The following is a 24,560-nucleotide window of genomic DNA, read 5'->3' as shown; positions in this document are numbered from 1 at the left end:
GATGCGCGATGATCTCTCCCTTTTGCTGAACTCCCTAAACGATGCCCAACGCCAGGCAGTTGCTGCCTCCGTGGGCCGTCAATTGGTCCTGGCCGGTGCCGGCTCCGGCAAGACCCGAGTGCTGGTGCACCGTATCGCCTGGTTGATCCAGGTCGAGAACGCCTCGCCCCATTCGGTCCTGTCGGTCACCTTTACCAACAAGGCTGCCGCCGAGATGCGTCATCGCATCGAACAGTTGATGGGCATCAACCCGGCTGGCATGTGGGTCGGTACGTTCCACGGCCTGGCCCATCGCCTGTTGCGCGCCCATTGGCAGGAAGCCGGCCTGAGCCAGACCTTCCAGATCCTGGACAGCGACGATCAACAACGGTTGGTCAAGCGCGTGATTCGCGAACTTGGGTTGGACGAACAACGCTGGCCCGCCCGCCAGGCTCAGTGGTTCATCAATGGTCAGAAGGACGAAGGCCTGCGCCCGCAGCATATCCAGGCCAGCGGTGACCTGTTCCTGGCAACCATGCGCAGCATCTACGAAGCCTACGAGGCGGCCTGCCAGCGTGCGGGGGTTATCGACTTCTCGGAACTGTTGCTGCGGGCGCTGGACCTGTGGCGTGACCACCCGGGGCTGCTGGAGCATTACCAGAGGCGCTTCCGACATGTCCTGGTGGACGAATTCCAAGACACCAACGCCGTTCAATACGCGTGGTTGCGCCTGCTCGCCAAGGGCGGCGACAGCCTGATGGTCGTGGGCGACGACGACCAGTCGATCTACGGCTGGCGTGGCGCCAAGATCGAGAACATCCACCAGTACTCGGCGGACTTTCCCGACGCCGAGGTGATTCGCCTGGAACAGAACTACCGCTCCACCGCTGGCATCCTCAAGGCCGCCAACGCCCTGATCGCCAACAACACCGGTCGCCTGGGCAAGGAGTTGTGGACCGAGGGCAACGAAGGCGAGGCGATCAATCTCTACGCCGCGTTCAACGAACACGATGAGGCCCGCTATGTTGTGGAAACCATCGAGAGCGCGTTGAAAACCGGCCTGGCCCGCAGCGACATCGCCATCCTTTATCGCTCCAACGCCCAGTCGCGGGTGCTTGAAGAGGCCTTGCTTCGCGAACGGATCCCTTACCGTATCTATGGCGGCCAGCGCTTCTTTGAACGCGCCGAAATCAAGAACGCCATGGCCTACCTGCGCCTGATCGAAGGACGAGGCAACGACGCGGCCCTGGAGCGGGTAATCAATGTGCCGACGCGGGGCATCGGCGAGAAAACCGTCGAGGCGATTCGCGACCATGCCCGTCACAGCCATGTGTCGATGTGGGAAGCCATGCGCCAACTGGTGGACAACAAAGGCGTCACCGGCCGTGCCGCCGGCGCCCTGAAGGCTTTCATGGACCTGATAGAAGACCTGGCCGCCAAATGCGGGGAAATGCCCCTTCACTTGATGACCCAGACCGTCATCGAGCAATCCGGCCTGATTGCCTACCATGAAGCTGAAAAAGGCGAGAAAGGCCAGGCCCGGGTGGAAAACCTTGAGGAACTGGTCAGCGCTGCGCGCAACTTCGAAAACACCGAAGAAGATGAAGACCTGTCGCCGTTGTCGGCCTTCCTCGGCCACGCCTCCCTGGAGGCCGGCGACACCCAGGCGGACGAGCATGAAGACAGCATTCAGCTCATGACCCTGCATAGCGCCAAGGGCCTGGAATTCCCCTACGTCTTCTTGGTGGGCATGGAAGAAGGTCTGTTTCCCCACAAGATGAGCCTGGAAGAGCCCGGACGCCTGGAAGAGGAACGGCGCCTGGCTTATGTCGGCATCACGCGTGCCATGCAGAACCTGGTGATGACCTACGCTGAAACCCGACGTTTGTATGGCAGCGAGACCTACAACAAAGTGTCGCGATTCGTACGTGAAGTGCCGAAGGGTCTGATCCAGGAAGTACGTCTTTCCAACAGTGTCAGTCGACCGTTCGGCGGCAGTCAGCAACAAGGCACCAGCAGCCTGTTTGGCGGCAGCGACATCCCGGAAACCGGCTTCAGCCTGGGCCAGGCCGTCCGACATTCGGTATTCGGCGAAGGCGTGATTCTCAACTTCGAAGGCGCCGGTGCCCAGGCTCGGGTCCAAGTCAACTTCAGCGAAGGCAGCAAATGGCTGATGCTGGGGTATGCCAAGTTGGAAGCGATCTAAAAGCCTCGGTAATCCCCTTTGTGGGAGCGAGCTTGCTCGCTCCCACAATTATTCTGGAAACATTAAATATTTCCGATAGAACTTGTTCACCTTTCCTACAGCCCAAAGCGAACAAGGCTCCTTGCGCGAGCCGAACCTGAACCTTGGCTGTCACGCAAAAGCCCGAAACACTCTGCTGCTAGCCAGCAACAGTTCACCTGTGCAACATGGCGCGCGTGCTATCCACAAATGGGAATGCCTTTATATGAAACGTTTTCTTAGCATCGCCATGGCGTTGTGCATCGGCCTGACGATGGCCATCGACGCCAATGCCGCCAAGCGTTTTGGCGGTGGTAAAAGTTCGGGCGCAGCCCCGACTCATCAGACCAGCCAGATGGCGCCGTCGTCTGCCGCCGGGTCCACTGCCGCCACCGCGGGCGCGGCAGGTGCTGCTGGCGCGGCCACCAAGGCCAGCGGCGCTTCGCGCTGGCTCGGCCCCCTGGCCGGTATCGCGGCCGGTGGTCTGCTCGCTTCCATGTTCATGGGCGACGGCTTCCAGGGCATGCAGATCTTCGACATCCTGATCATGGCGGTCATTGCCTTCCTGGTCTTCCGTTTCATCGCAGCCCGTCGTCGCAAGCAGCAGGAGCAATTCGCTCCAGCCGGCCATGCGCCGATGCAGCGTGAAGTGTTCAACCAACAACCTGCCGGTGGCTCGATCTTCGGTGGCGCGGCTGCTCCAGTGGCGCGCCCGGTGATCAACGCACCTGCCTGGTTCAACGAAGAACGCTTCATCGAAGCGGCACGCAGCCATTTCATGTCCCTGCAGCAGCATTGGGACGCAAACGAAATGGACAAGATCGCCGAGTTCGTCACCCCGCAATTGCTGGAGTTCCTCAAGCGCGAGCGGGCCGAGTTGGGTGATGGCTATCAGTCCACCTACATCGACAACCTCCAGATACAACTCGAAGGCGTCGACGATCGCGCCGACAAGACTATCGCCACCCTGACCTTCGTCGGCGTGTCGAAAGACTCTCGCTTCGACCAAGGTGAAGCGTTCAGCGAAAGCTGGAACATGGAACGTGCCCAAGGCGAAAACCAGCCTTGGCTGGTCGCAGGTATCCGCCAGAACGGTTGAACCTTTGCGCGTTTCGCAGGTTGAAATAAAAGAACCCCGGCACTTGCCGGGGTTTTCTATTTCGCGGTTGCATCTACAGCGGGCTACTGTATAAACCGCCCTGTAAAACCGCGCCATCGAGAAAGAGGATCCCGGACGTGGAAGAAATCATCGAACAATTACGCGAAGCCAACGAACCCGTACCGGTTCCATTGGAATTGCCCGACGAAGACTTGCTGGTGGAAATCGAAGAGCAGCTGTTCATCGATATCCCGTTCGTGTTCCGGGAGTTTTTGCTCACCGTCAGCGATGTCGTCTACGGCAGCCTGGAGCCGGTGACCGTTACCGATCCGCAGTCCCATACCTACCTGCCGGATGTGGCCGCCAATGCCTGGGATGCCGGTGTTGATCGAAGCCTGATTCCGATCTGCCAGGACGGCGATGACTACTACTGTGTCGAAGAAGACGGCACCGTAGTGCTATGGCAGGCAGAAGAGGAGCTGATCGCCGAGGAAACGTGGGAATCGGTATGGCACTGGGCAAGGGATGTCTGGTTGGAAAGTTGATGCTCTAGCGTCCGGCGCTGATCAATGCCCGGACGATCCCTTGTGATTGTCCAGCGTTTCGAGCAAGGCCACCTGCATTCGTGTATGCAGGCGGACAAACCAGCGCCAAAGCAGGGCCGCCAAGGCAATCGCGACCACTGCGATCCATACCAGCAGCTTGTTGGTCGGCAAGATACTGGCTGACAAGGCTGCCAGCAGCAGGAAAATCACCAGCAGCGAAAGGAGCGGAATCACTTCGGCGATCACGCGACGCACGCGCTGGGTGTGGCGGCCGGCCATCTCCGGCTTTACACCCATTTCCGCCAGCAGCATCGATAACGCCTTGAGCTTGCGGTACGCCGCGATCAGGAACGGTAGCGACAGGAACAGCGAGCCGCCCCAGATCAACGCTTTCTGCCAGCTCGGATCGCTGATCCAGTCTTGCAGATAGGCAGACACTCGTTCGGCAAAATACCCCCCCGAGACAAAAATCGCGATCACCAATGCCAGGTTGACACCCACCTGCAGCATGATGCGCCTGATGATGGAAGCCAGCATGGCTCCCTCACCCTGTGGCTGGATGCTGCGCAACCATTCTCCATACATGCCCAGCACGCGCGTCAATCGCTGCGGCATTGCCGACGCCAATCTGACCGACAACGGATCAGCGGCCCGAATCAGATAAGGGGTCGACAATGTCGTGAGCACCGAGACAGCCACAGCGACCGGATAAAGGAAATCGCTGGTCACCTGCAGGGTCATCCCCAACGAAGCGATAATGAAAGAAAATTCGCCAATCTGTGAAAGCCCCATCCCGACTCGTAGAGAGGTGCGTCCATCATTTCCCGCGATAAAGGCGCCGAGACCACAAGAAAATATCTTGCCCAATACCACCGCGCAGGTAATGACCGCGATCGGCCACGCATATTGAAGCACAATGGCCGGATCGAGCATCAGCCCGATAGCCACGAAAAATATTGCGCTGAACAGATCGCGCACAGGCTCCACCAATCGCTCGATCTTCAGCAATTGTCGAGACTCGGCCATGATCGCACCGATCAGGAACGCCCCAAGCACCATGCTGTATTCCAGCTTTACCACCAGCAGGCAGAAGCCGAAACAAAGCCCCAGTACGGTAATCAACAACATCTCGTTGCTGTCGAACTTCGCCACGTACGCCAGCAATCGCGGCACCAGCAGGATGCCGACGACCAACGCTACGATCATGAACAGCGACAACTTACCGACCGTGGAAAACACCTCGCTGGAGCTTACGGTGCCGCTGACAGCGATGCTCGACAGTAAAGCGATGATACCGATGCCGAGGATGTCCTCGACGATCAATACCCCGAAGATCAACTGCGCAAAGCGCTCGTTTTTCATCTTCAGGTCATTCAAGGCTTTGACAATAATCGTGGTTGAGGAAATCGCGAGGATCGCGCCGAGAAACAGCGAGTCCATGGCGCTCCAGTCGAACCAGCGACCAATTTCATAGCCGATCCATATCATCAATACGATCTCTAGGAACGCAGCGATAAACGCCGTGGCTCCCACCTTGAACAGTTTGCGCAGGCTGAACTCCAGGCCCAGGGAGAACATGAGGAAGATCACGCCGAGCTCGGCCAGGGTCTTGATCGTTTCTTCATCGTGAATGAAGCCGAACGGCGGCGTATGCGGGCCGATGATAAAGCCGGCGACAATGTAGCCCAGCACCACCGGTTGCTTGAAACGATGGAACAGTACGGTGACCAACCCGGCCGCCAGCAAGATGATCGCCAGGTCTTGAATGAAACTGATGGCGTGCATTGTGGGGCTCCTTGTCGAAACGACTCCAGGTGAAGTCGGGTACGTCCGTTTCTTTTGTAGGAATACCCGGCATGACGGGTTTTTTGCAGGTTAACACCGGGACTTCTTTCGAAAAGACGGTGCAATATATGGAAACAGATCCACCCAAGCGTGACGGCAAGTCGTGGCGCAGCGTCCCGATATGAGTGGTTTGAACCCGCTAACCACATTCCAGCGCCCGCAGAGGCGCGCCCTCGAAACTGCTGCCTTGAACCGTGAGAACGTTATGGAACCCGGAAACGCCCAGCTGTCGATGACGGTGTTGATGACCCCCGATATGGCCAACTTCTCTGGCAATGTCCATGGCGGCACCTTGCTCAAGTACCTGGATGAGGTGGCCTACGCTTGTGCCAGCCGCTATGCCGGCCGATACGTGGTGACATTGTCGGTAGACCAGGTGATTTTTCGCGAGCCGATTCATGTCGGCGAGTTGGTCACCTTCCTGGCGTCGGTGAACTACACCGGCAATACCTCGATGGAAGTGGGCATCAAAGTCGTGACCGAGAACATTCGTGAGCGCTCGGTTCGCCATACCAATAGCTGCTTCTTCACCATGGTAGCGGTGGATGACCAGCGCAAGCCCGCGCCCGTCCCGCCGCTGCAACCGCAGAACAGCGAAGAGAAGCGCCGCTACGAACAAGCGCAGCAACGTCGCCAGATTCGCCAGGAACTGGAGAGGCGTTATCAGGAAATCAAGGCGGACGGGCCGTAACCCGCCGTCGAAATCAAGGTGGGAGCGAGCTCGCTCCCACAGCGATCAAAGGCTGATCGGCATGGCCTCGAATCGCACGCGAGGATGGGCAATACGGTCCTGGGCGCGGACCAGCTGCAATTCGTAGCTTGCACACGCCTGGGTTTCCAACAGCACCTCATGCACGGCCGCAGCGGTGAATTCAAAGGCTGCCGACAGGCTGTCCCCCAACAGTATCCGCGCCAGGAACAGCCCCGACGTCAGGTCGCCGACTCCGACCGGTTGGCGGGGAAACGCCAGCAATGGACGGCGCAAGTGCCAGCTGCCTTCAGCCGTGACCAACAGCATCTCGAAGCTGTCTTCGGGCTTGCCGGGATAAGCCAGGTGCTTGACCAGCACGACTTTCGGGCCACGGGCCAACAGCGCACGGGCCATCGCCAGGCAGTCGAGTAGTGATTGCGCCTTGCGGCCGGAAAAACTGTCCAGCTCCAGCTGGTTAGGACACATGATGTCAGCCACGGCAGCGGCCTCTTCCAGCAGGAACCTGCCCACCTCGGGCGCGACAATGCAGCCCTTCTCCGCATGCCCCATGACCGGGTCGCACAGATACAACGCCTTGGGATTACAACGCTTGATGCGCGCCACACCCGACAGGATCGCCTGTCCCTGGGCTGCGCTACCCAGATAACCGGACAGCACCGCGTCGCAATTGCCCAGCTCGCCAATGGCCGCGATGCCCTCTACCAACAGCGGTATCTGGTCCGGCGGGAGCACTTCACCGGCCCACTGCCCGTATTGGGTGTGATTGGAAAACTGCACGGTGTTGAGCGGCCACACGTTTACGCCGACCCGCTGCATCGCAAACACGGCGGCGCTGTTGCCGGCATGGCCGAATATCACGTGGGACTGTATGGCAAGCAGATGGGGCGTGCGTTTCATGCGGGAAATGTCCGTAAAACGATTGAAATTCAAGCCGCGCAGTATGCGACTAAACGCAGCCTGTACGACAGACCGGCGACACAGTTAAGCTGACAGCAACTTGTTGGAGCTCTTCGTTCATGCTGACCCTTGGAAACATTTTCGTGCTGATGCTGCTGGCTACCGGCGGCGCCTGGCTGTGGCACAACCATGGCTTGCGCGAACGAGCCTTGGCGAGGGTCATGCAACATTGCGCCAACCTGAAGATCGAGCTGCTGGACGGCAACGTGGCGCTGCGAAAGATCGGATTCGTCAAGGACGCCAACGGACGGCGGCGCCTGGCACGTATCTATAATTTCGAATTCACAGTGACGGGCGAGACCCGTCATACCGGCACCATCACTCAGTTCGGTGCCCACAGCGCGCATATCGAACTGGCTCCCTACCCGATGCCCTTCGAAGAGGCCCCGCCCACGCCAGTTGAGCCGGTGCAGACCCGGCCCAGGGCTGAAGTCATCGAACTGAGCCAGTGGCGTCAGGAGCACAACAAATGGAAGCCTTGAAGCAAAGCTGATTCAGGTGCACCGAGCAATCAACAGACCCGTTTGCAGGCGATCAATGTCTTGCGGCTGGTCGAATATCAGCTCGATCCGCGAGTCTTCGCGCCATTCACTGGCTTGCCATTGCAGTGCCGCCGCTTCCAATGCATTGGCTGAAACCCAACCGTCGGCACTGTGGATAACCATCTTCGCGCGCTTCCAGTGATGATCTTTTAGCCAATGCGTAAGCGCCGCTGCGTCGAATTGCTGGCTGGGGTGCCAGCGCCAGCCGATACTCCAGCCGCCCTCCTGCTGTTGATACAGGCGGATCGGCACCGCCGGGTCGGTCCATATGGCCGCCATTCGACCCAGGCTTTTGGGCAGGCTCAAGTTATCCACAGCCTCGCTGCCCCGAGCCGCCAGGCCAGGCAATTGGTCGATCGGCAACGCTGCGTGCTGCGTCCAGTACAGCGTCCGTCCTGGCAGTTGCATCGCCAGCCGTTCCCGGTCGGCTTGCGTAAGGGTCTCGGATTTGTTCAGCACCAGCAGTCCGGCATCCGTCAGGGTTTGTCGCTGCGCATCGGGCAACGGCTTGCCGTCCGCCATCGCCTGGGCATCCAACACCAGCACGCAGGGCTGCACCGCCAGTACACCAAGCCAGGGTGCTTCGTTCAGCTGCCGCACCAACTGCACCGGATGGCCGAGGCCCGAGGGTTCGATGAACAGCCGATCCGGCCGAGCCTTGCGCAGTAGGCGCCCAAGACCGATCTGAAACGGCGCACCGTTGACGCAGCACAAACAACCGCCGGCCACTTCGCCCAGTGCGATACCATCGCCAGCCTGGGTCAGTAACGCGGCATCCAGGCCGATCTGACCGAACTCGTTGATCAGCACCGCCCAGCGCTCGCTGGCCGGGCGCTGGGCCAGAAGATGCCTGATCAGGCTGGTCTTGCCGGCGCCCAAAGGGCCGGCTATGACATGAGTGGGGATGTGCTGCAACATAATCGACGGCTTTCGATGGAGGTGAACATGCGAATGATCGGCTGGTTGTTACTGGCGCTGACGTCGAACCACGTACTGGCCCAGGCTTGCGTGGTCCACAGCCAGGCGGAGCGGCTCGATGTGAAAGTCTGCCAGCAGAACCGCAATATTCCGCAGAAGCTGTTTGCCGATGGCTTCTGCCAGCCAAACCTGGCCGGCCAGGAGGTCGAGGTGCAATACGTCGATCAGTGCCCCGGCGGCGCGTTCGGCGTTTGCCGCAACGCTCAGGTCGCCAATATGCCTTACCGCCAGGATATTCACTACTACGGCGTGGCGACCGATGCCGCTTACCTGCAGCCATTTTGCGAAGGGCAAAGCCAGGGCACCTGGCTCAAGCCTTAAGCCAACCAGTCCAGCGTGAGAATCAGGCGACGCTCTTGCGGGGCGGGTTCCGGTGAGCGGTGGATCAGGCCAAACCCCTCGTTGCCGTGCCATTTCTCGCCTTTAAGCAAGCCGACATCACCGCAACAGAACTGCTCGATCACTTGTGGATCCACCGGTTCGGCCTCAGGTTGCCCCAGGTGCTGGCGATCCATGACGCCCTCCTTGAGCCACTGGCTGCCGACGCCCCCATAGGTGGTCAGCAGCCGCACCGGTACGTGATCAACGTGAAAGCGCGGGCACATGGCCTTGTCCAACGTGCGAAGACGCAGACCGACCCGTTGCGCCCCCAACAGGCAAGCAAATGCGCAAACCAGCCAAGAGACGTCGGCGATAAAGCCTTCATAGCCGTGCAGGTCGCTGAAGCCTGCAGCCAGGCCTTGCAGCGCTGGCTGGGCGTCATCATCCGGCAAGTCGAGCACCCGTGATTCGGTCAATGGCTGGTCCAACGCAAGTACCAGTGCCGCGAAATCGCCGATGTGCGCGGGAAGCTGACGTTGCCAGACCGCCAGGTTGGTGCCGTCGTCCAGGATCTTCGTGAGTATCTCCGGTGTATCGCCTTGGACCTGCTGTACCTGCAATGCCCTTTTCAGACTCGGCGCCAGCATCACGCTACCGCCTCTTCATGCCATGGGCCGAATGGATCGGACAATAGCCGCCAACTTTCGACACCAAGGGCCAATTCCTCGTCGGTGAGCAGGCAGGCGTCCAATTCGGCGGTGAGTTGACCAAAGTCGATGTCCTGGCCAATAAACACCAGCTCCTGACGGCAATCGCCGGTGGCTACAGACCAGTTCTTCATGATGGCCGCTGTGCTCTCTTGGTCCTGCGGCCATTGGTTTTCTGGTACGAACCGCCACCAGCGCCCGGCAAATCCGTGGCGCATCAGGCCGCCGGCCTGGGACCAGCTCCCCGCCTCCTCAGGTTTGCTGGCCAACCAGAAGAACCCCTTGGAGCGCAGGAGCTTGCCATTTGGCCACGGACGGTCGATGAAGTTGAAGAAACGCTGGGGATGAAACGGCCGACGTGCCCGGTAGGCGGTCGAGGCAATGCCATATTCCTCTGTCTCAGGTACATGCTCGCCACGCAGTTCCTGTAGCCAGCCAGGCGCCTGGGCGGCGCGCTCAAAGTCGAAAAGGCCGGTGTCGAGAATACGGCCCAGCGGTACCTGACCCATGACCATTGGAATGATCTGCGCCTGGGCGTTGAGACGCTGCAGAATCGCGGTCAACTCTTCCCGCTCGTGTTGGCTGATCAGGTCGATCTTGCTGATCAGAATCACGTCGGCAAACTCGATCTGTTCGATCAGCAGGTCGGTGATCGAGCGTTCATCGTCCTCGCCCAGAGTTTCCCCCCGTGACGCCAGGCTTTCCGCGGCCTGATAATCCAGCAGGAAATTCACCCCATCGACCACCGTCACCATGGTGTCGAGCCGCGCCACATCGGCCAGGCTTCGGCCCTCCTCGTCACGAAACGTGAAGGTTTCGGCCACTGGCAACGGCTCGGAGATGCCTGTGGATTCGATCAGCAGATAATCGAAGCGCCCTTCCCGGGCAAGTTGCCCGACTTCTTCAAGCAAGTCCTCACGTAACGTGCAACAAATGCATCCGTTGCTCATTTCCACCAGTTTCTCTTCCGACCGGCTCAAGCTGACGTCTCGCTGGACTTCGCTTCCATCGATGTTGATCTCGCTCATATCGTTGACGATGACGGCAACGCGAAGGTTATCCCGATTGCGCAGGACGTGATTAAGCAGGGTACTTTTTCCGGCACCGAGAAATCCGGAAAGCACGGTCACAGGGAGACGCTTGGTCATCAGAGGATCCTCGTTGGGACGCCGTTATTCACGGGGAGTCTTCAGGCATTGGTTCGATGAAAGGCTGGTCGATATATATGTTATAGTATAACAGTGCAAGCTGACCAAACGATTTCCATGGGCGACACCGTATGCCGAGCTTTTCGAATCTTTTGCCGATAGGGCTGTTATTGCTATTTTCAGTGGGTGCTTCGGCTCACCCTCCCACGCCGGCCAATTGCACGCGCAGCGCCAATCTGCTCGCGTGCGTCGATGCACAAGGCAATGCCTACAGCGTTTTCACGGCAGGAAATACCTTTTATTTACGAGGTTTTGAGGCTACCGGACGGCGCTATTGGTCCCAGACAAATAGCCGTTATGGTCAGCTGACGTTTTTCACCGGGTTTGCTTCTGATGGCGAAGCCTGGGTTGGATATAGCCGGCGCGTGGGTTGGACCACTATCAATCGCTTTTCCAGCTCCGGCGGGGGCGGTGGCCGGTTTGTATGCGGCCGTATGAGCGGGTGCGAGCAACCGAAACGCTGATGTTTCACGTGGAACGCTGCCAATGAAAAAGCATTCATGAAAAAGGCCTCGTCGCACTTACTGTTATACTATAACATTCAAGCGAACCTCTTCTGGACCTTCAAGATGAATGCGTTAACTCTGCCAGACGTCGCGGCACAGGCATCTCGCCAGAACTTGCCGCTAGATTGGGTCGGCATGTGCGGCATTGCTGTACCGCTGTTGATCGACGGTCAACGCTTGAGCGCAACTGCTGACGCGGGCGTCAGCCTCGATGATGGCGAAGCTCGTGGCATCCATATGTCACGCTTGTATCTGGCGCTGGAGCCGCTCGAAAACTCCCCACTTTCGCCGTCTCTTTTACGACAGATTTTACAGAGCTTCCTTGATAGCCATGGGGGATTGTCCCGGCGCGCCTCGCTTAGCCTGAAGACGGATCTCATGTACAAACGCTCCGCCTTGATCAGCCCTCTTGCTGGGTGGAAGCTGTACCCCACCAAGGTGGACGCTCACTTAGACGATTCGATGTTCCACGTGGAACTTGAGATTCAAGTTCCGTATTCATCCACCTGTCCCTGCTCGGCAGCGCTTGCGCGTCAGCTCATTCAGCAACAATTCATCGATGATTTTGCAAACAAAGCGCTCGAGCATGCCGACGTGCTCGCTTGGCTGGGCACATCAAAAGGCATCGTCGCTACCCCTCATAGCCAACGCAGCCTCGCCACCTTGAAAGTGCGGCTGAACACCGATATCCGTGAATTACCATGGCTGGCCCTGATCAACGAGGCCGAGGCTGCCCTGGGCACCGCTGTACAAACCGCCGTGAAGCGTGCGGACGAACAAGCCTTTGCCCTGGCCAACGGCCAGAACCTGATGTTCTGTGAAGACGCCGCGCGTCGATTGAACGTCGCGTTGCAAAAGATGCCCTGGATCTCCTCATTTGACGTGCGGGTGGTTCACGCTGAAAGCCTCCATGCCCACGATGCCGTCGCCCAGAGTCACTGGGTCCGGGAGGCCTCATGATTCGTTGCCAAGCCTTGAGATGGGGTGCGCCGGGTCAACCGCTCACGCCCCCGCTGGACATGGAACGACCTGAAGGCAGCCTGACCGCCATCATCGGCGCCAACGGCTCCGGAAAAAGCAGCCTTATAAAAGTGCTGGCCGGGTTGCAAAAGCCGCTATCGGGAACAGCTTCATTGAACGTGCCTCGGCGCGGCGGTGTTTCATTCCTGCCCCAGCAACAACACTTGGACCGGCATTTCCCGATCAGCCTGCAAGAGCTGGTTGCAGCAGGCTCATGGGGCCTTCGACAAAATCCTGCGACCCGAAACCAGCGACTCAAGGCCGTCCTGGACGATTGGAATCTAAGCGGCCTCGAACATCGCCCACTGATGGCTCTGTCGGGTGGTGAGCTACAGCGTTCCCTGCTCGCCCGGTTGAGCTTGGCCGAGGCACCCGTCCTGCTGCTCGACGAGCCTCATGCTGCGCTCGACGAAATGGGCCAGGCGCTGTTGTGGAAACATATTCACCAATGGCACCGAGAAGGTCGGACCTTAATGGTGGTCTGTCACGACCTCGCTGCGGTACATCGGCATGTTCCCCACACCTTGCTGATCAGTCCTACAGGTTGCGCATTGGGTCGCAGCGTCGACTTGATCGAACGGCCTCAGTACACGAAGGTCGCCTGATGCTCAGCGCAACCCACCTATGGCAGCCCTTCCTGGATTTCCTGTTCATGCGCCGGGCGTTGTTGGGCGGTCTGGTACTGGCGTGCAGCACGGCTCCACTAGGGGTGTTTCTGATTCTGCGGCGGATGAGCCTGATCGGTGATGCCGTGGCTCACGGCATCCTGCCGGGCGCAGCGCTCGGGTTCTGGTTCGCCGGCTTGAGCCTGCCTGCCCTGACCGTCGGAGGCCTGGGGGCCGGCCTGAGCATGGCCGGGCTCGCAGCGTGGATTACCCGCCGCACTGGACTGCGAGAGGACGCCAGCCTGGCGGCGATCTATCCCATATCCCTGGCGGCCGGCGTACTGATTCTCGGCATGGCCGGCAAACGCCTGGACTTGCTGCACCTGTTATTTGGTTCCGCACTGGCAGTAGACAGTCCGACACTCACCGGCATGCTCTGGGTTTGCGCCGCAAGCCTGGGTGCAATGGCGCTGATCTATCGCCCGCTGTTGCTCGATACCCTGGACCCCTTGTTTCTGCGGACAGTCAGTCGTCTGGGTCCGTTGGCCCACGGCGTGTTCCTGACACTTGTGGTGTTGAACCTGGTGATCGGCTTCCAGGCCATCGGAGCGCTGATGGTTGTGGGCCTGATGATGTTGCCTGCCGCGGCTTCGCGGTTCTGGAGCCGCCGCCTGCCGACCCTGATGGCTATGGCCGCACTGTTCGGCTGCCTTTCGGTGTGGCTGGGCCTGCTGCTGTCCTTCTACTTCTCGCTGCCCAGCGGACCGGCCATCGTACTGATGGCGGGCGTGCTCTATTTGCTGTCCGTAGTATTCGGTCCGGTGCATGGCTTGCTGCGCCGCCCGCCTTTGCTCACATCCCAATGAGGTTTTGCCGATGCGCGCCCTGCTCCTGATATTTAGCTTGATGGTGTCCATGTCCTCCCCTGCTGCCGAAAAGCTGCAGGTCGTCACCAGCTTCAGCATTCTTGCCGACATGACCCAACAGGTCGGCGGCGAACACGTACAGATCGTCAACATGGTCGGTCCCGACGCCGACGCACACACCTACGAGCCCACCCCAGACGATGCCAAGGCGCTGCTGAAAGCCAAGGTGATCATCAAGAATGGATTGGGCTTCGAGCCGTGGCTGGATCGCCTGGTCACCAGCACCGAAACCACCGCGCCGGTAATCAGTGCCAGCCGTGGCGTGATTCCACGTTCCTTGGACGAAGACGGGGAGACCATCCCAGACCCGCATGCGTGGCACAACCTTGCCAACGCCGTGCTCTACGTCGGCAACATCACGAAGGCATTGGAAGCAGCCGACCCGGCCAACAAGGCCGATTACGAACGTAACAGCCAGGCGTACCTGAAAAAGATCCATGCCCTACTCGCCGAAGCCAAGGCGAAGTTCACCGCTTTGCCACCCGGCAATCGCAAGATCGTCACTTCTCACGACGCCTTCGGTTACCTGGGCCAAGCCTACGGCATCGATTTCATGGCACCGCAAGGCTTGTCCACTGAACGCGAGCCATCGGCTGCCGAAGTCGCCGCCTTGATCACGCAAATCCGCCAGGCCAAAGTCAAAGCGGTGTTCATGGAAAACATCAAGGACGCACGCCTGCTCAAGCAAATTGCCGATGAAAGCGGCGCGCACATCGGCGGCACCTTGTACTCCGACGCCCTCGCCGCCAGCGGACCCGCGAGCACGTTTACCGGCCTGTTCGAGTACAACCTCAACACCCTGTACGAAGCATTGAGCCAGCCCTGAAATCAAGCCCTTGGCTTGACCGTTCCACAATCCTGCCCCAGCCACACGGCGCGGGTATCCAGGCTACCGTTCTGCTGGATGCCCGTGGCGTTGAACGTGCCATTGACCTTGGTGGTGAATTCGCGATCACTCTGGAAGGTCGCGATGCCGCTGCCCTGGGCTTTCGGACAACTGAAGCGAAACTTCCATTGGTTGCCGGTCCGCTCGGTGATCTGCTGCTTGCACCCTGACTGCGGATCCTGCAGCGGGATATCGTTGGTCTGGACTTGCTCCGGCGTCAGGCATACCCGAATACCTTTACCCCCCATGGTGATGCCTTGCTTTTCCAGCATCGCTCGCTGCTCGGGCGTCATCTGGTTCTGCAACTGGCCGAGGATCAATTGCAGGTCAGGCAGATTCTGGTTATCGACCTTCATGTTGCTTGTCGTCAGTTCCCACAGGCCCGGTTGAAGCATCTGCGCATGAGCCGCTACAGGAACCGAGAAACCAATGGCCAAGGCCAAACCCAGCAGGCGAACTTTCATTGCAAAAACTCCAGAGGACAAGTGGCCGTTAGACGCTGCCCGCAAGCTTCGGTTCAGGCCAGCACAGGTGAATTAATTAGCGACATTCGTTGCGTAACATGGTCTGTTAAGCATTGAAACTTCAGGAGCACGGCTGCCCCATGGACTATTACGGCCCGCATGTTTTCGGTTACCTGATCGCGCTGCTCCACACCCTCGGTTCCATCGCTGCGGTCCATGCGGTACTCACCGTGCGAACCGCCCAAGGCTCGATCGCCTGGGCCCTGTCACTGGTGTTCATCCCTTATCTGACGCTTATTCCCTACCTGGTTTTTGGCCGCAGTACTTTCGACGGTTACATCAAGGCGCGACGACAGGCCAACGAAGAGATGCGCAAGGCGATCTCCGAGCTGAACTGGCGGCCTTGGGTCGAAGAGGCGCTCACAGCCCGCGCGTCCCACGCTTATGCTTCCTTGCGCGCCATGCCGAAGCTCGGACGCGCGCCTTGCCTGGCGAATAACCAGGTGCGGCTGCTGGTGGATGGCCACGCCACGTTCGAGGCGATTTTCCAGGCCATGGAAAGTGCGCGGGAAGCCATTCTGATCCAATTCTTCATCATCCATGACGACCGTCTCGGCCAACGCTTGCACGCGTTACTGTTGAAGAAAGCAGCCGAGGGCGTGGCGGTATACCTGCTTTATGACCGTATCGGCAGTCACTCCCTGCCCCACCGTTACGTCCAGGCACTGCGCGACGGCGGCGTCCATGTGAAAGCCTTTGCCACCCGCAGCGGTTGGTTGAACCGGTTCCAGGTCAACTTCCGCAACCATCGCAAGATCGTGGCCGTGGACGGCGTCCTGGGGTTTGTCGGTGGTCACAACGTGGGCGACGAATACCTGGGCGAAAAGCCTCCGTTGGCCCCATGGCGCGACACCCACGTCGAAGTGCGCGGCCCCGTGGTGGCGAGCATGCAGGAATCCTTTGCGGAAGACTGGTTCTGGGCCGCCCGTGCATTGCCGCCATTGATCCTGCCGGACACTTATCCGGATGGCGGCGTGCTCTGCCAACTGCTGGCCAGCGGTCCGGCGGACGCGCAGGAAACCTGCTCATTGTTTTTCGTCGAAGCGATCCACGCCGCAAACGAGCGAATCTGGATCACCACGCCCTACTTCATCCCTGACGAAGCGGTCTTTGCGGCGCTGCGCCTGGCCGTCTTGCGCGGCGTGGATGTGCGTATCCTGCTACCTTCGCGGCCCGATCACAAAATCGTCTACGCGGCGTCCAGCCTCTATGCATTCGAAGCGGTGCGGGCCGGCGTCCGGGTGTTTCGTTATGAGCCAGGATTCCTGCACCAGAAAGTCGTACTGATCGATCAGGAAATAAGCGCGATCGGCAGTGCGAACCTGGATAACCGTTCGTTTCGATTGAATTTCGAAGTCATGCTGCTGACCGTTGATATCGCGTTTGCCAGCGAAGTGGAGCAAATGCTCGAGAAGGATTTTGCCCAAGCCCACGAAGTGGCCAAACAAGAAAGCCGGGAGACCCACCGCCTGCAAAAAATCGGCATGCGAATCGCCCGGCTCATTTCGCCGATTCTTTAAGGCGTGTAGATGTCGTCGCGAGTCCAAGGCAATTCATGGCTGCCATCGGCATGGGCCTTGACCGCGAGAATCTGGTGCAGGTTTATCCAGCCCTTGGCGAACGCATAGGCGCAGCCCGCCAGATACAGCCGCCAGATTCTCAAGGCCTGCTCCGGCACTTCCCTGGACGCGGCTTCGAGGTTGTCCTCCAAACGCTCGCTCCAGTGATCGAGGGTGCGCGCGTAGTGCATGCGCAGGCTTTCTACATCGACGATTTCCAGCCCGGCTTCGCTGATTTCGGCAGAGATCATCGACAGATGCGGCAACTCACCATTGGGAAACACGTATTTCTCGATGAACTCGCCCGCCCCGCGCCCTACCGGACGGCCATCGGTGTGCTTGGCGGTGATACCGTGATTCATCACCAAGCCGCCTTCACGGACGGCACCGAACAGCGTCTTGCAGTACTGGGCCAGGTTGGCGTGCCCCACGTGTTCGAACATGCCGACGCTGACCACTTTGTCAAAACGTCCGTCCTGGGGCAGGTCCCGATAGTCCAGCAACTGCAGCTCCACCTGATCTTCCAGGCCTTCAGCCTTAACCCGCTCCCGAGCCAGGGCGAGCTGCGCCTTGCTCAGGGTAATGCCAAACACCTTGGCTCCGAATTCCCGCGCCGCGAAACGCGCCAACCCGCCCCAGCCACAGCCAACGTCCAACAGATAGTCTCCGGGTTGCAGGCGCAGCTTGCGGCACAAATGGCGGAATTTCGCTTGTTGCGCTTGTTCGAGGGTTTCGCTGCCGGTCTCGAAATAAGCGCATGAATACACCATGTCGCTGTCGAGCCAGAGCTGATAAAACGCATTGGACAGGTCGTAGTGATAGGAGATCGCCTTGGCGTCGGTTTCCTTGTCGTGGACAGTACGCACCGGCAAGTTGCTGTCGTCTTCGTCCACCAGGGCCTGGCTCAGCTCGTCACATACACGAATGACTTCATTGATAGAGCCTTCAAGCTCGAGTTTGCCTTCGACAAACGCTGCACCCAGTGCATCCAGGCTGGGGTGGGTGAATTGCGCGACCACTTGAGGGTCCTTGACCACAATCGTGACGCTGGGATCGGCACCGAGCGTGAACTCATGGCCATCCCAGAGCCGCAAACGAAGCGGTAGATGCAGATTCTGTAAGGCCGGCGGAAGTTGAGCGAGCATGAAAAATCCCCCCTTGTTTCAGACGTCTGAAATGAGGGTAGACCATGCTAGAAAAATAGCAGGCTATCGAATTTATAGCCTTTTTCTATCGCCCTGTTACCAGCTGTGTTTTAGCAGTGACTGCTGGCGAAGGAGTGTGCCCTCTCGTAAGTGACTGCGGGCGCCGCCAACAGTTCGCTCCAGCTCGCTCGTTAGATTCTCAACAGCGGTTCCTGGAACCGCAGCAGACGCCCAGCGTTTCCCAGCACCAACAAGGTGCTCAAGTTGTGCAGCAACGCGGCGATCATCGCGCCCGCCGCGCCCAGCCAGCCAAATGCGGCGAAGGCAACGATAGCGAGCGTCCAGCCCAGGCCGATGATGACATTGACCTGCAACGTGCGTCGGCACTGCCGGCTCAACCGTACACAGGTTCCAAGGCGCCTCAGATCACTGCCAATCAGGACGATATCCGCCGACGCAAGCGCGATATCCGCCCCGCCGGCACCCATTGCGACCCCCACCACCCCGGCCTTCAGCGCCAGGGAATCATTGATCCCGTCACCCACCACCATCGGCCGGAAGCCGTGACCGATTTCGGCCATGACCCGTTTAAGTTTGTCTTCCGGCAAAGCCTGCGCTTGCAGATCGTTGATACCAACCTGCTGCGCCAACGCAGTCGCCACGCTTTGGCGATCTCCGGTCAACAACAATTGGCGACCCAGGCCAAGCTCGCGCAACTCGGCCATGGCCGCCCGCGCTTCAGGTTTGACGCTGTCGGCCAGCAGCAACCAGGCGAGAAATTGCCCGTCGAGGGCCAAGCCGGCGATTGGGCCGTCATGCTCGGGAATGGCCGGCGTCTCGATTCCCAGCCGGGCGAACAACTCGGGACGACCAAGTGCGGCTTCGCCCCGTCCGGTCATGGCCACCACGCCCAGGCCCTGGCGTTCGTGTACATCGCTAAGCGGCAGATAATGTTGCGCAGCCACCTGCCCTGCCAGCGCGCGGCTGACCGGATGACTGCTGGCCGATCCGAGGCTGGCGGCCAAAGGCAGCAGCTCGGATCGATCCGCCGAGGCGCCTTGTATCGATTGCAGTTGCAATGTGCCGTAGGTCAAGGTTCCGGTCTTGTCGATGACCAGCGAAGTCAGGTCGGCCAGCTCCTCCAAGAAAGCCGAGCTGCGAATCAGGATCCCGTGACGTGCAGCCACCGCAATCCCGGCAATGGCCGTTGCCGGCGCTGACAGCACCAAGGCGCAGGGACACGCCGCCACCAGGACCGCGAGCATCGCCTGGGCATCGTTCGTGACAAACCAGGTCACCGCCGCCAGCAGCAACACCAGCACCAGGTAACGACCGGCGTAGCGTTCGAGCAAGCGGGTAATCGGCGGCTTGGAACGCTCGGCGTTTTGCATCAGGGCAATGACCTTGCCCAGCGTCGACGCTTCGCCAATGCGCGTCACTTCCAGGCGCAGCAAACCGTCGAGGTTGATCGCGCCGCCAAACACATCCATCCCCGCGACCGCCTCCACGGGTACGGACTCGCCCGTGATGGGCGCGGTGTCGAGGCTCGCTTGCCCGGACAAGACTCGCCCGTCGGCAGGCACCCTGTCACCGGCGCGAACCTCCACCACATCGCCTGGTCGTAGCGTGCCGTTATCGACTTCGATGACCGAGCCGTCGGCCTGCACTTTGCGACCTTGGCTGCGGGTCAACTGGCCGAGGGCGTGGATGGCTTCCTGGGAGCCGATCACACTGCGTTCTTCCAGCACGTGACCGAAGATCATGATGATGGGCAACAGCGCGGCCGTCAGCAGATCGCCGGTGGCCCAGGCCCCAAGCATTGCCAAGGCGATGAGTTGATCCGTGATCCCATGCAAGCTCGGATACCGCAAGCTGTACCAGGCGGAACGCATTACCGGCACCGCTACCAGCAACGAGGCAGCACCCAACAACAACTGGCTGACACCGTTTTGCCCTGGCGACCAACCGCGCCATGCCAGGCCCAAGGCGAGCAGCCCGAGTGCGAGCATCGCCAAGGTCAGCTGCCGAGCGGCTGCACGCTGTTCGGCAGAAGACAACATCGGTGAGGCAGTGGCTTGAGCAGTCATTGCCCGGCTCCTTGGATAATCAAGCGGGAATCGTCTTCCGGATCGACCGTGGTCACCGACCCGGCCCGACGCAGGATTTCAGGCATGCGTTCACGGTACAGCCGCCACGGCATCTGCGGATCGCTGCCCTGGGTCTTGGCCAAGCCGAACACCGAAGCGGTGTCGGACGACGCTTTGGCGAGCCGTTCGCCAGCCTGGGCATGGGCCACCTGCAAGGCCCGGTCGGCCTCCTGGCGGGCTGACTGGGTCTGTTTTTCCGCCTCGGTACGGGCGCTGGCGACGGCTTTGTCGGCCTGCTGGCTGGCGGTCAGTACTGCGTTGAAAGCCCCCACGGCAGGCCCGGGCAGGCTCGACTGCACGTCGACTCGCACCACTTCGATTCCCAATCCCTGCCCTGTCGCGGCAAGATCAGCGAGTCGCCGGTTGATACCTTGCACCAGATCGCCACGAAGGCGCTCCCGACGCTCCGCGGCCTGGCTATCGCTACCCAACAATTCGGGGCGCGCCACCAGGATCGTGTCCAGGTCCCGGGCTGCGGCAAGAGCCACGGCACTGCGGGTCGCCAACCGATCCAGGGCCGGCAAGACGTGTTCGCCTTGGAGGACAAACGCGTAAGGGTCGGTGACCTTGTAGAAAACCCGCACGTCCAGCTGCACCACGCCGGCGTCACCGGTCAATAAATAACCAGAACCCGCCAAGGCATCCGTCACTGGCGAAGCGAAGCTGGCCACTCGATCGGCCTGTAGCGCCGCATCCGAGCGGAGCAGGTTTTCTACGCGGCGTTCCAGGACTCGATCCGCCGCCGGCAGTAGGATCACCTGTTCCACGGGACGAGGCCATGCCCATAAAAGTCCCGCGTTCTGGACACGATCCAGCGCGCCAAAGTGTAAAACCATCGCGCGGTCCTGCGGAGCAACCTGCCGCACGTTGGCGAACAACCAGGCCAATGCGGCAAGGACAGTGACCGCGTAAAGCGCAAGGAACGACAGGCGTCCGGCCTGAATCCATGGACTCGACAGCTCGTTTGTTCCACGTGGAACCAAACTCATGGCTGGGTCCCGCCCTTGGGTTCCAGTGAAGGGGGGCCGTCCACCAACACCCGGAATGGCGCCGCGTCTGTGCGCAGAATCAGCTTGGTGCCCGGGCTGACGATGGTCTCCAAGGTGTCCAGCGAGCGGAGCAGATTGTAAAGCTGGGGCGAACCCGCATAGGCCTTTCCATAGATCTGCGCCGCCTCCACGCGAGATTGTGCCTCTATCTCGGCAGCTTTGACGGTGGCGTCGGCTTGCATGATTCGCGCGTCACGTTCAGCCGCCGAACGAATTTGTGCTGCTTCACGCTTACCGATGGCGGTGCGCTCCGTGGCGATGGTTTCTCGTTCGGCACGCATGCGGTCCACGGTTGCGGTAAGCGTTACCGAAGGCAAAGTCAGGCGCTCGATGCCCACTTGCAAGACCCGCACACCATAGGTGGTCAGCAGTTGCTGCTCGATCTGTTGACGCAGTTGGGTTTCAAAATCGACGATGCGCACTTGGCTGGCATCGGTATTGACCAGATTCGCCAAATCGAAACTGGCGGCCGTGGTTTCCAGCGCCGAGCCGACAAACGTGCGTATTTGCCGTGCGGCTTCGTCTGGCTGGTTCTGCACTGCCCGCATGAAACGCTGCACATTTTCCGGGTCCGCTTGCACCTGCCACGTGACATAGGCCTGAACAATGATTCGCAGCCCATCGCGAGTACCGACATCCTGCAATCCGCTGGAGCTGGTACGTAACCGCAAATCCACCGGGACCGCTGCTTCGAATGGCGCCGGCCAGCGCCAGCCCAGACCCGGTTCCAGCAGCACTCGCGCCGGGTTGCCAAAACGGGTGATAACGGTGGCCTCCCCCGAGCGCACTTGCACCAGGCTGGCAGCCGCTATGGCAAACACTACCAACAGCGTTGCCCAGCCCATGCGCCTCCAGGGAAACGGACCAGCCTGCTGCGGGTCGCCGTGGTGATGATGATGCCCGTGGTGATGACCAACATGGCCGTGATCGTGACCACCGTGGTCGTGATGGTCGTGTGACGAAGACTGGCTCAATGGGCAGCTCCTGGCAGGACAGGGTTACGTGGCGACGCAGGGTCCGCCGGCAGCGGGAAAGTGCGCAGATCCAGGGTCGGCGCGTTGCCGCTGCCGCCCACGCGATGATCGAGAATCAGCAGATTGGCCTTGTCAAGGCCATGGCTCAGTTGGCTGAAGTACTGCTCAAGGAGGAAGGCGTGGCCTGCCTTCGCATAGGCTTGGCGTTCGGCATCGAAGCGCAGGCCCGCGGCTTCGGCGGCGACGTTGATTTCCCTCGCCGTGGCTTGGGCCTGGTCATGGGCGATGCTGGCTTGCAGTTGCGCCTGGTTGGTCTGTTCAGCCGCGGCGCCGCGCTCCCGGGCGATCAATGCTTGCGCGCCGATCTGCGCCGCTTGCACACCGTGATAGGCATTCGCCGCGCCAGCCGGAGGGTGGATCGCCTCGACCACTGTCGCAAGAATCTCAACGCCGCTGTCCAACGATTGCAAGTCAGCCTGCACCGCACGGCCGATTTCGTCGGCCAGGCTGACCCGGTCCGCGCCCAGCAAACCGTCCAGCGTGCGCGATGCGAATTCATGCACGAGGATGCGGCTGGCCGTGCTGCGGATCAGCGTTGGCACATCGGCACTGTTGTACGTCGCAGCAAGCGCTGCGGCATCCGTCAGGCCGATGCGATATACAAAGCGCACATCCATGTTGACGATCTCGAAGCTTTGTTTATCGGCACGCCGGCTGGCGATGACTTGGGATTTATCGTTCACATGCGTGGCGTCCCATAACCGATTGGCGTTGACCGGCGCCGGTCCTTCGGCCGGTTCCGCTTGCACAAGCGCGTTGCTATCGCCAACGCTGGTCGCCAATTCATGCACGACACCATTTTCCACTTTGAGCACCCTCCCCCACGGCCAAGGGAGGCCCCCATGCAGGCCTGGGCCAAGGACTTGCACCGGCTCGCCGAATCGCTCGTAGATTCCGCGCTCCTGCAACGCCACTTCATGCACGCCGGTGAGCGACCAGCCCACCAGCGCCACCAGCACCAGCACAGGAAAGAACGCCCGGCGCATATAGCTGAACGCCCAGATCTGACGCAGGTCGATGCCGAAACGGTTGTGTAACTCGTGCTGCAAGACCAGCAACGGTTGCGGCGGCCAGCGCAGCAGATCGGCGACAAAGCTGCGACCCATCAGCGTCGGCTCGAGGGAGTCGCGGCGCGGGCTGAATAAGGAGAGTATGGCGCGCAACAGCAGCTCCACCGCGACCAGCCCTGGCAACACCCCGATCAACACTCCCAGGCGCGTCGGCCAGATCGACGTATCGGCGGCGAACAGCAGGCACAATGCGCCAAGGACAAGCACGGCGATCGCCACCCGCGCGAGCTGTGCCAATGGCAAGGCTTCCGGCCACTCGATTGGCGGTTGCTGGGCCAGTTGGCGTTCAAACACCAGCAAGCTGAACGCCAGCAATAACGAAACCACCGCCCCGACACTCGCCGACACCCCAAGCGATGCAGCAGGCAAATCTAGATTCCAGGCTTGCTCAAGGCTCAGCAACGCCAGGAGCGCCCAACCGGAAAGCCACAACGCGGGCGCCCCGATTTGCTTCAGCAGACCGACCCAGCGGGCGCTGATCCCCTCGAGCATCCGCTCATACCAATCCGAATCTTCAACCGGCTCAGTTATAACAGGTGCGTTGTCCACCGCAGGCGCCAGCGCCTCGCTGCGCCAACGCGTCACCCACCCGGCCGATTGCAGGCCCGCCAACAACACAATAAGGCCGGCGCTTTGGCTGACCAACAGGGCAGGCCACAAGGATTGCGGCGAGAACAATCCGATGAAAAACGCCAGTACCAGGCCCAATCCCGCCAGGCCGGCCAGCGCCAACGCGATCCGCTTCAAGCGGCGTGTCTGGAGCGCAGCACGCTGAAAGCGCGGCCACTCGGCCACCCGTGCCCCTTCGATTTCTAGATCGACTTGCATGTCATCCCAGCGCATGTGGAAAAACCAAATTCAGGGCTGTGGATAAAAACCGCCACCGCTCCGCTACGTTCGTTACTTTATAACCGGTGCTGTGAAATTTCCGTGTTGAATTTTTCACGGCCAGCCCTGGTGACTTTAGCCTTG

23 protein-coding genes are annotated in these 24,560 nt (G+C 60.2%); 12 read left to right on the top strand and 11 right to left on the bottom strand.

Annotated features, from left to right (window positions below; genetic code table 11):
* Position 1 precedes the first annotated feature (1 nt).
* From uvrD to J3P81_RS00180, 3 genes are all read left to right on the top strand, one after another.
* Entirely contained in the window at positions 2-2,185 is a 2,184-nt protein-coding gene (gene uvrD, locus J3P81_RS00190) for a DNA helicase II (RefSeq protein ID WP_434561550.1), read from the top strand.
* A 244-nt stretch (positions 2,186-2,429) separates the two neighbouring features.
* Positions 2,430-3,302, top strand: coding sequence for a Tim44 domain-containing protein (locus J3P81_RS00185; RefSeq protein ID WP_434561548.1), 873 nt, complete (start codon positions 2,430-2,432; stop codon positions 3,300-3,302).
* Positions 3,303-3,439: 137 nt separating this feature from the next.
* Positions 3,440-3,847, top strand: a complete 408-nt coding sequence (locus J3P81_RS00180; RefSeq protein ID WP_003187120.1) for an SMI1/KNR4 family protein — start codon at positions 3,440-3,442, stop codon at positions 3,845-3,847.
* A 21-nt stretch (positions 3,848-3,868) separates the two neighbouring features.
* Here the strand turns inward: J3P81_RS00180 and J3P81_RS00175 are convergent, their stop codons facing one another.
* The gene (locus tag J3P81_RS00175; protein ID WP_420766099.1) at positions 3,869-5,632 is read right to left on the bottom strand and encodes a cation:proton antiporter; all 1,764 of its coding nucleotides are present in this window, start codon (positions 5,630-5,632) and stop codon (positions 3,869-3,871) included.
* 265 nt (positions 5,633-5,897) lie between these two features.
* Here J3P81_RS00175 and J3P81_RS00170 point away from each other — a divergent pair, with 265 nt between their 5' ends.
* The gene (locus J3P81_RS00170) at positions 5,898-6,383 is read left to right on the top strand and encodes an acyl-CoA thioesterase (RefSeq protein ID WP_039593237.1); all 486 of its coding nucleotides are present in this window, start codon (positions 5,898-5,900) and stop codon (positions 6,381-6,383) included.
* Positions 6,384-6,428: 45 nt separating this feature from the next.
* Here J3P81_RS00170 and pdxY read toward each other — a convergent pair whose 3' ends face one another.
* Positions 6,429-7,301: a pyridoxal kinase PdxY gene (gene pdxY / locus J3P81_RS00165; protein WP_420766098.1), complete on the bottom strand. Its 873-nt coding sequence runs from the start codon at positions 7,299-7,301 to the stop codon at positions 6,429-6,431.
* A gap of 119 nt (positions 7,302-7,420) precedes the next feature.
* Between pdxY and J3P81_RS00160 the strand changes: the two genes are divergently transcribed.
* Positions 7,421-7,843 carry a DUF3301 domain-containing protein gene (locus tag J3P81_RS00160; RefSeq protein WP_434561546.1) on the top strand — a complete coding sequence of 141 codons (423 nt, stop codon included), beginning with the start codon at positions 7,421-7,423 and terminating at the stop codon, positions 7,841-7,843.
* 12 nt (positions 7,844-7,855) lie between these two features.
* On the opposite strand, the gene J3P81_RS00155 is transcribed toward J3P81_RS00160, so the two are convergent.
* On the bottom strand, positions 7,856-8,821 hold the full coding sequence (locus tag J3P81_RS00155; protein WP_434561544.1) for a CobW family GTP-binding protein: 966 nt from the start codon (positions 8,819-8,821) through the stop codon (positions 7,856-7,858).
* Positions 8,822-8,848: 27 nt separating this feature from the next.
* Between J3P81_RS00155 and J3P81_RS00150 the strand changes: the two genes are divergently transcribed.
* Positions 8,849-9,202: an NADH:ubiquinone oxidoreductase gene (locus J3P81_RS00150; RefSeq protein ID WP_434561542.1), complete on the top strand. Its 354-nt coding sequence runs from the start codon at positions 8,849-8,851 to the stop codon at positions 9,200-9,202.
* Here the strand turns inward: J3P81_RS00150 and J3P81_RS00145 are convergent.
* Both J3P81_RS00145 and zigA read right to left on the bottom strand, forming a co-directional pair.
* Positions 9,199-9,849 (bottom strand): DUF1826 domain-containing protein, encoded by a 651-nt coding sequence (locus tag J3P81_RS00145; RefSeq protein WP_434561540.1) that lies wholly within the window; start codon positions 9,847-9,849, stop codon positions 9,199-9,201. The two genes, J3P81_RS00150 and J3P81_RS00145, sit on opposite strands and share 4 nt — an antisense overlap.
* Positions 9,849-11,057 (bottom strand): zinc metallochaperone GTPase ZigA, encoded by a 1,209-nt coding sequence (zigA, locus tag J3P81_RS00140; protein ID WP_434561538.1) that lies wholly within the window; start codon positions 11,055-11,057, stop codon positions 9,849-9,851. Before zigA ends, J3P81_RS00145 begins: the two co-directional genes overlap by 1 nt.
* A gap of 131 nt (positions 11,058-11,188) precedes the next feature.
* On the opposite strand from zigA, the gene J3P81_RS00135 reads away from it, so the two are divergent.
* The 5 genes from J3P81_RS00135 to J3P81_RS00115 all read left to right on the top strand — a co-directional run bounded on the left by J3P81_RS00135 (position 11,189) and on the right by J3P81_RS00115 (position 15,000).
* Positions 11,189-11,581, top strand: a complete 393-nt coding sequence (locus tag J3P81_RS00135; protein WP_434561536.1) for a glutamine synthetase — start codon at positions 11,189-11,191, stop codon at positions 11,579-11,581.
* Positions 11,582-11,686: 105 nt separating this feature from the next.
* Positions 11,687-12,583: a GTP cyclohydrolase FolE2 gene (folE2, locus tag J3P81_RS00130; protein WP_434564172.1), complete on the top strand. Its 897-nt coding sequence runs from the start codon at positions 11,687-11,689 to the stop codon at positions 12,581-12,583.
* Entirely contained in the window at positions 12,580-13,248 is a 669-nt protein-coding gene (locus J3P81_RS00125; RefSeq protein ID WP_434561534.1) for a metal ABC transporter ATP-binding protein, read from the top strand. Before folE2 ends, J3P81_RS00125 begins: the two co-directional genes overlap by 4 nt.
* Positions 13,248-14,114 carry a metal ABC transporter permease gene (locus tag J3P81_RS00120; RefSeq protein ID WP_434561532.1) on the top strand — a complete coding sequence of 289 codons (867 nt, stop codon included), beginning with the start codon at positions 13,248-13,250 and terminating at the stop codon, positions 14,112-14,114. Before J3P81_RS00125 ends, J3P81_RS00120 begins: the two co-directional genes overlap by 1 nt.
* Positions 14,115-14,124: 10 nt before the next feature.
* A complete protein-coding gene (locus tag J3P81_RS00115; protein ID WP_434561530.1) occupies positions 14,125-15,000 on the top strand; it encodes a metal ABC transporter substrate-binding protein in 876 nt (291 codons plus the stop codon).
* A 2-nt stretch (positions 15,001-15,002) separates the two neighbouring features.
* On the opposite strand, the gene J3P81_RS00110 is transcribed toward J3P81_RS00115, so the two are convergent.
* On the bottom strand, positions 15,003-15,524 hold the full coding sequence (locus J3P81_RS00110; protein ID WP_420766087.1) for a DUF3617 domain-containing protein: 522 nt from the start codon (positions 15,522-15,524) through the stop codon (positions 15,003-15,005).
* Positions 15,525-15,664: 140 nt separating this feature from the next.
* On the opposite strand from J3P81_RS00110, the gene cls reads away from it, so the two are divergent.
* Positions 15,665-17,104, top strand: coding sequence for a cardiolipin synthase (cls, locus tag J3P81_RS00105; protein ID WP_420766086.1), 1,440 nt, complete (start codon positions 15,665-15,667; stop codon positions 17,102-17,104).
* On the opposite strand, the gene cfaB is transcribed toward cls, so the two are convergent.
* The 5 genes from cfaB to hflK (J3P81_RS00080) form a co-directional block, all read right to left on the bottom strand.
* Entirely contained in the window at positions 17,101-18,288 is a 1,188-nt protein-coding gene (gene cfaB / locus J3P81_RS00100) for a C17 cyclopropane fatty acid synthase CfaB (RefSeq protein ID WP_420766085.1), read from the bottom strand. The genes cls and cfaB overlap by 4 nt on opposite strands.
* 191 nt (positions 18,289-18,479) lie before the next feature.
* On the bottom strand, positions 18,480-20,375 hold the full coding sequence (locus J3P81_RS00095) for a cation-translocating P-type ATPase (RefSeq protein WP_434561528.1): 1,896 nt from the start codon (positions 20,373-20,375) through the stop codon (positions 18,480-18,482).
* Positions 20,372-21,424: a protease modulator HflK gene (gene hflK, locus J3P81_RS00090; protein ID WP_434561526.1), complete on the bottom strand. Its 1,053-nt coding sequence runs from the start codon at positions 21,422-21,424 to the stop codon at positions 20,372-20,374. Before hflK (J3P81_RS00090) ends, J3P81_RS00095 begins: the two co-directional genes overlap by 4 nt.
* The gene (gene hflC, locus J3P81_RS00085; protein WP_434561524.1) at positions 21,421-22,458 is read right to left on the bottom strand and encodes a protease modulator HflC; all 1,038 of its coding nucleotides are present in this window, start codon (positions 22,456-22,458) and stop codon (positions 21,421-21,423) included. Before hflC ends, hflK (J3P81_RS00090) begins: the two co-directional genes overlap by 4 nt.
* Positions 22,455-24,416 carry a protease modulator HflK gene (gene hflK / locus J3P81_RS00080; protein WP_434564171.1) on the bottom strand — a complete coding sequence of 654 codons (1,962 nt, stop codon included), beginning with the start codon at positions 24,414-24,416 and terminating at the stop codon, positions 22,455-22,457. The genes hflC and hflK (J3P81_RS00080) overlap by 4 nt, the downstream gene beginning before the upstream one ends.
* Positions 24,417-24,560 lie beyond the last annotated feature (144 nt).

The organism is Pseudomonas sp. R1-6 (genome assembly GCF_051132115.1).
GTDB lineage: Bacteria > Pseudomonadota > Gammaproteobacteria > Pseudomonadales > Pseudomonadaceae > Aquipseudomonas.
The sequence above is the reverse complement of the archived record's forward strand: the minus strand, read 5'-3'. Positions and strand labels throughout refer to the sequence as shown.